Below are 5,933 nucleotides of genomic sequence, written 5' to 3'. Positions count from 1 at the left end.
GGCGTCTTCCAACGCGACCTCCGGCGCAGTTAATTGTGGTGATTCCATTGTCTCTGCTTTCGATTTGCTCATGATTCTGACCTACCTTTATACTCTAATTTCCGAGGGGTAGGTGTCTCAGGTCATATTGGCACAGGGGGTGATGTGTTTTCCTTTGCTTCGATTGCTTAGTGCTATTCCTTTTAATGCCAAGTTGTTCGATTCGGTTGCACCGGAAGTGAAGATGAAATCATTAGGATTAGCTCCAAATTGATCTGCTATCAAGCGGCGGGCATTTTTAATAATCGATTCTGCCGCCTCGCCAAAACAATGTTGAATCGAAGCAGGATTTCCAAATACACCTGTGCTCGATAAGTAAGGCAGCATTGCTTCCAATGCTTCAGGTGCCATCGGCGTTGTGGCGGCATAGTCTAGATAAATTTTAGTATTCAAGTTAAGCTAACTTTTCACTGCTTTAATATTGGAGGATGATTCTATCACGCGATACTCATGAGTATTGCTTATGATAAAGGTCATTTAAACTGAGCCATTGAATTAGACATGCAGAAGAATTTTTCCAAAGCTGGATTGAGTGGTTTTATTTAACAAGGTTAGGCTTTCATTTAAAGGATAATACCCATCAATCAGCGTTTCAATAGGGACGATTGGCTAAAGGAAAATAGCCAAGACGTCGTTAAAAAGCCTGGATCGTGAGCCGAGGATAGATAATTTGTAATTCACTATTTTGCTTAAGTCGAGGATACTAAAGGCATGGATGAATCCGCTGGCCTGGGCGCTGACAACCAAATCCTAGATACAGATTACGGCCCCGGCAAAGCAGCAATAGTCTTACCGGCGGCCGATTGAAATCCGGATTGTTTTATTATTCATGGTGTAACTTCAGGTCATACCTAAACAGCCTGAATCATTAAATTGAAAAGCGGGTAAAGACAACGGTTTTCTTATTGAAATTGATGAATTGATGAATTAGTTTGGGTTACCACTGATTGTCAGTAAATATGATTAATTATAGAACGGCTCTTATTGTTTGAGGCGGATTAACACAATGTCAAACAACATTCTTTTTTGCGGCGACCCGCACGGCTGCTTTGCAAATATTATTAGCGCGGTACACCTGCACCGTCCAGAGGCGGTGATACTGCTTGGCGATTACAATTTAGCATTACCTTTGGAAAGTTATCTGCAGGCGATTATCGGCATGACGCAGATTTATTGGATCCCTGGCAATCATGATTTTGACTCTACTGCAGAATACGAAAATCTGTTTCACTCCGCGTTGTCATATAACAATTTACATCTAAAAGTAATGAAAATTGGTGGTCTCAGAATTGCGGGGCTGGGTAGTATTTTTATGCAGCGGGTTTGGAAACCGGATGAGCCACCGAAATGGAAAACTAAAAAAGAGTGGCTTGCTTCTCAGCCCCGAGTAAAGAAAATTCCGCTTCACATGGATAATGCTATCTGGCATCACGAGTTTGAAGCAATGAAGAAGAAGATTAGAGCTGATATATTGGTCACTCATGAAGCGCCGAGCTGCTATAAATTCGGCTTTAAAGCTATTGATGAGCTGGCTGAGTCACTTGGTGTTAAGCATGTATTTCACGGCCACCATCACGTTTATTATCGTGACAAATTACCTAGCGGCATTGACGTGACCGGCGTTGCTATCGGGGGTGTCACTAATCTTGCCGGTGAGCAATTGATGAGAAGATGACATCGTCGCCGATTCACACGCGCTGCATCCAAACGGACGTAATTTAGCGAGGATCATCCCGTTTTTTGATGCAGTAAAATTATACATCCTCCAACATGAATGCTTGTTTGAAGAATTATTTATATTAGTTTTGAATAAATTTGGTAAGATCTAAATCCAAATAGAATAAAAGTAAGCCCTCAAAATTAATAAAGAGTCCGTTAATACTATTCAATATGAACAATTTTTCCGCCGCCGCGGTTTTGGATCGATTGCAATTAGCTGCGGGTGTCGCCTCAGACAGTGCCCTGTCCAGAGTGCTCCGGGTTAATAGAGCCACCCTTGGCAACTGGCGGAATCGAGATTCAGTACCGTATTCAATTTGTGTAGAGTACGCGGTTGAAAATGGCCTCTCTCTCGATTGGTTGTTGACCGGTCAAGCGCCATTAAATCTTAATGAGGCAAAAGGTTTAGAGGAACGGCAGTTAGACGAAACTCAATTGGATTTACTGAAACTCTTTACTGCTCTGTGGCCAGATCAGCAAAAACAGGTCTTGCAGGGGCTACGGGAGAAAAAGCGGATTAACGACCTTGAATTGGCGGTAACCGGACTGCAACAACGCATCAATAAACTCATCGACAAATAGTCGTCTCAGCCCAGGCCTTGCCCCGAACTTGCCGGTTTAAGGCGGTCGACATTAAGCGCGCGCACCTTTTCAACATCCCCCGGATGGGCTGAAACTTTTAATCCACCCCGACCGGAAACGCGTCGCCCATAATGAATGCCCGCTGTTTCAATACTGGCGTGGCCCATCAGAGCGGCAATATCCGTTTGCGTTAAACCGCAACTCTTGGCATCCGCCGCAAATTGGTGTCTAGCCGAATAAAGGCTCACCAATTTTGATCTATTGGGCCAAATTTTCAGGTTTGCGCCATATAAACAATCCCGGCATCGGTTATAAAAAGTAACAAAATTAACGCCCTCATTCTTGCTGGTAGCTATATTTAACAGGTGCAAGTGTATCACCTCCCGCTCAGCTTCATTCATATTGGAAAGCTCAACTATTCGCCTGTTTCCATGGCTCCGACCGTTAGAGTTTTTACCATTTTGAACGTAGAGTGCCCGCTCGCCGACGTTGTTTTTAACAAACTGCGCTGACTGCCATTCTGCCGGCCTAAGTCCTGTCCACAATCCTGATAATAACCAGGCCAGGGTTTCAGTGCCATACCGAGTAGTCTCCTTGACTAAAAAATAAGCCACCAATTTTTGAAGGTCAGCTAAAGAAATCTTTTTTAGTTTTTTTGCGGAGGTTTGCGTTCCGTGGGATTTACACTGACGGGTATCCGTTGCGCGTAATAACGCGATAGCACGTTGTCCGTCAGTCGACTGATTCACCTCATCCTCTATGTAACAGATCAGTGCCGCACGGTATTGCCGCCAGGTCGCTTTCGATATGACAGCTTGCTTTTCCACGAGCCACTGCGCCACCTCGTAAAGCGTCGGTTGATTACTGCCAATGTCGCGCTCTACTCGTTTAATGAGTTGCTGCGCGCGAAGTCGATAGTGACGTACTGTTTGTTCTGTTTTCATGCTCTCTCTCCCCGTGTTACTGCGGATTAATCAAGGTCAAAACCCACCCTCATCGTCATCAAAAGCGGAGCGCTTTACCCACGCCAACATTAAATAAGTCCTGCGATTTGAACCGTTTCAAACTGTTTGAAACAGAATTGAACAGTTTGGGATGAGATAAGGTTTGATTCAAAATGTTTAAATATGAATAACATATCACAAAATGAGTATAGTTAAAGCGCTATATTTATTCAAAATGAATTTATAGGATGAGCGAAATGGTAGATTCAGACGAGGCAGATCTGGACAATCCACTCAGTAAGCTGTTGCAAAGCAAACCTCAGAAACGCTGTATTCAGCGGGTCAACGAGGCATTGCCAGACATTCTCGCCGCACGCGAGCTCGGCTATACCTGGGACGCCATCGCCCAGGCAATGACAATGCGGCGACCCACGCTGATCAACGCCTATAAAATATTATTAGCCCGGGGTAATGGCTCGTTATTCGCCAAGGATAATAGCTCACGCACCGAGGCATGCTTACCGTCAACGGTGCAAACAACGGTGCAAAGCTCCAGGTCGCAGAATCAGACGCAGCCACGGATCCCACCCCAGCCATCCCCGGCATGGGGCCCAGGTATCGTGGCCCTAGGCCGCACTGATCCTGAGAAATTTAAACTTTAAAACCCCATATCAATCACTCTAAAGGAAAAAATAATGAAACCGAAACTAATTGATTCAACCCGTCCGGCCTGCAAAAAACGGCGACTGACCATTATTGATGGTGCCAAAGGGGGAGTGGGTAAATCCCTCGTCGGCAGCTTTTATGCCAGTGCCGTATTGTCTCAGGGCACCAGCCTTACCCTGATCGAATCCGACCAGGCTAACCCGGATGTGGCAAGACGGTTTCAACATCATACCGGCGTGGTCCTGGCTGATTTATCGGACCGCGACGGCTGGATCAGCCTGCTTCAAGCGTTAGAAACGATTGAGAGTCGCGATATTGTCATGCCCATGCCGGCCGGATTGAATAACATTGGGGAGATTCAGGAACTGTTAAGCCTGACGCTGGCCTCGTTAGGGATTGAACTTCAGGTTATTTTTTGTTTGTCGCGCCAAAATGATTCCATCGCGCTGATTGACCAGAGTTTGGGTTCAGGGCTCTCAGCTTTTGCCACACGGGCTATCGCCCTGAAAAACGGATTTTTCGGTCGGGACGAGACATTCGATCGTTGGCGAAATTCAGATCAGCGCACGCGCTGGATAAATGCCGGTTTTGCCGAGGCCTTCTTTCCTGAACTGCATCATCAGCTGATCGATCTATTAGAAAATGACCCCCAGCCCCTGCACGCAATGTTAACGGCCGAATTACCCGTGGTACTGCGGATCGAGCTCGATAACTGGCTGCGTGCGGCGCGCAGCAGTCTGGATCTGTTACTGGCTGATCATCCCGCTGATAAGGCTGAAACGACACACGCATTAGCGGAGGAAGCGGTATGAACAGTGGGCCGTTTACCCATAGCCGTGCAGCAGGAGCGCCGGACACTTCGGAAGGCGGTACTAATCACCAAGAATCGGCGCTCAATAAGCTGACAAAAATCCAGCAGATCGATGTGTTGAAATTTGCTTGCAGCCATCAAATCAAGCCGGATGACCCAGCCTGGATGTTAGTCGAAATGCTGGGACATGTCCGTTATACGACTGATACGCTGCCGGCCCGCATTGAGGCAGCTGGAAACAATGCGGTTGAGGCGATTAATCAGCAGCGGCTGATTGAACAGAGGGCCTTTTCGGCCAATGCAATGAGGGAAACAGCGCTGATGATGGACGCGATTAGTCAAAAAATTGCTGAAAAATCAGATTCAATCACGCAGGAACAACTGCATCGGCGGCTCTTAATAAATAGTTTTTTCACGATAAATGGGCTAACGCTGATTATTGCCGGCAGCGTTTCAGCCGGTCTTATGTATGCGGAGGGTAATGTTAACTGGGTAAAAGAGACGGACAATAATTTTATTAACGTCATGGCCCACATTTTAAATTTACCCATCGGTTATGTCGTTATTCCTTGGCTAGTAATTTCGGCAATTTTATTGGTACGGGGTTATTGGTTATTAAATAAAGATGGTAGGGTGAATTTATGAAATTAATTGATTTTGATAAAGGCGTTAGCGCTTGGTATACCTCTGATTCAGATGCCTACGAGGGTATGCGGGTTTATTTTACCGGATTGAGCCACCCCTTTTATTTTCAATTTGATGAATATTTATTATATGATCCGGAGGCAGAAATCTATGACCCAGTGGAACTGATGATTAGCCAGTGTTCTTATCATTTGAATGAATATATAAATGCATGCAAATTGATAGGGATTGACTATTTAGCTGACCCCGATAAACAGGAGGATTCGTCGGATGATGATGGGAAATAAAGCTTAGAGAGCATTAGCCATGGACTGGCTTGGCATCTTCTGTCGCATAACCCCACTGAGGGGGCATTTGCCTGTAAGAAAAGTCCTAATTAACCGCATGCTAGTGTTTAATTGCGTAAATTAGCTATTGTATTTTTTATCTGACTACCCTGTACCTCTCTTCGGCGCCATTTAAAAGGTTGAGCCTTCTGATTATGCCTTACGATAAAGGCCTCAATCGCACTCTTTAGCTCCTCAGCA

General features: G+C 45.5%; 8 protein-coding genes. 6 read left to right on the top strand and 2 right to left on the bottom strand.

The features are described from left to right. Positions 1–117: 117 nt before the first annotated feature. Complete coding sequence (locus Q7V21_RS17875) at positions 118–432, bottom strand: aminotransferase class V-fold PLP-dependent enzyme (protein ID WP_304918589.1); 315 nt, start codon at positions 430–432, stop codon at positions 118–120. A 613-nt stretch (positions 433–1,045) separates the two neighbouring features. Between Q7V21_RS17875 and Q7V21_RS17870 the strand changes: the two genes are divergently transcribed. Together Q7V21_RS17870 and Q7V21_RS17865 are read left to right on the top strand one after the other, a co-directional pair. Beyond that, positions 1,046–1,714: a metallophosphoesterase gene (locus Q7V21_RS17870; RefSeq protein WP_304918588.1), complete on the top strand. Its 669-nt coding sequence runs from the start codon at positions 1,046–1,048 to the stop codon at positions 1,712–1,714. A gap of 215 nt (positions 1,715–1,929) precedes the next feature. Further along, entirely contained in the window at positions 1,930–2,340 is a 411-nt protein-coding gene (locus Q7V21_RS17865; RefSeq protein ID WP_304918587.1) for a helix-turn-helix domain-containing protein, read from the top strand. 5 nt (positions 2,341–2,345) lie between these two features. Here Q7V21_RS17865 and Q7V21_RS17860 read toward each other — a convergent pair whose 3' ends face one another. Further along, positions 2,346–3,284: a hypothetical protein gene (locus Q7V21_RS17860; RefSeq protein WP_304918586.1), complete on the bottom strand. Its 939-nt coding sequence runs from the start codon at positions 3,282–3,284 to the stop codon at positions 2,346–2,348. A gap of 248 nt (positions 3,285–3,532) precedes the next feature. On the opposite strand from Q7V21_RS17860, the gene Q7V21_RS17855 reads away from it, so the two are divergent. The 4 genes from Q7V21_RS17855 (at position 3,533) to Q7V21_RS17840 (ending at position 5,693) form a co-directional block, all read left to right on the top strand. Beyond that, positions 3,533–3,946: a hypothetical protein gene (locus tag Q7V21_RS17855; protein WP_304918585.1), complete on the top strand. Its 414-nt coding sequence runs from the start codon at positions 3,533–3,535 to the stop codon at positions 3,944–3,946. A 33-nt stretch (positions 3,947–3,979) separates the two neighbouring features. Beyond that, positions 3,980–4,762, top strand: a complete 783-nt coding sequence (locus tag Q7V21_RS17850) for a hypothetical protein (protein ID WP_304918584.1) — start codon at positions 3,980–3,982, stop codon at positions 4,760–4,762. A gap of 113 nt (positions 4,763–4,875) precedes the next feature. Continuing rightward, positions 4,876–5,406, top strand: coding sequence for a hypothetical protein (locus Q7V21_RS17845; protein ID WP_304918583.1), 531 nt, complete (start codon positions 4,876–4,878; stop codon positions 5,404–5,406). Continuing rightward, complete coding sequence (locus Q7V21_RS17840) at positions 5,403–5,693, top strand: hypothetical protein (protein ID WP_304918582.1); 291 nt, start codon at positions 5,403–5,405, stop codon at positions 5,691–5,693. Before Q7V21_RS17845 ends, Q7V21_RS17840 begins: the two co-directional genes overlap by 4 nt. Positions 5,694–5,933: the final 240 nt, after the last annotated feature.

The sequence above is a fragment of the Methylophaga sp. genome, assembly GCF_030651745.1.
Note: the sequence above shows the minus strand (reverse complement) of the source record. Positions and strands in the feature narration are given on the sequence as shown.

What these genes read in the sequence shown, in the direction of transcription:
- Q7V21_RS17870 (WP_304918588.1), top strand. Translation starts at nt 1,046, where the DNA reads ATGTCAAACAACATTCTTTTTTGCGGCGACCCGCACGGCTGCTTTGCA.
- Q7V21_RS17865 (WP_304918587.1), top strand. Translation starts at nt 1,930, where the DNA reads ATGAACAATTTTTCCGCCGCCGCGGTTTTGGATCGATTGCAATTAGCT.
- Q7V21_RS17855 (WP_304918585.1), top strand. Translation starts at nt 3,533, where the DNA reads ATGAGCGAAATGGTAGATTCAGACGAGGCAGATCTGGACAATCCACTC.
- Q7V21_RS17860 (WP_304918586.1), bottom strand. Translation starts at nt 3,284, where the DNA reads ATGAAAACAGAACAAACAGTACGTCACTATCGACTTCGCGCGCAGCAA.
- Q7V21_RS17850 (WP_304918584.1), top strand. Translation starts at nt 3,980, where the DNA reads ATGAAACCGAAACTAATTGATTCAACCCGTCCGGCCTGCAAAAAACGG.
- Q7V21_RS17840 (WP_304918582.1), top strand. Translation starts at nt 5,403, where the DNA reads ATGAAATTAATTGATTTTGATAAAGGCGTTAGCGCTTGGTATACCTCT.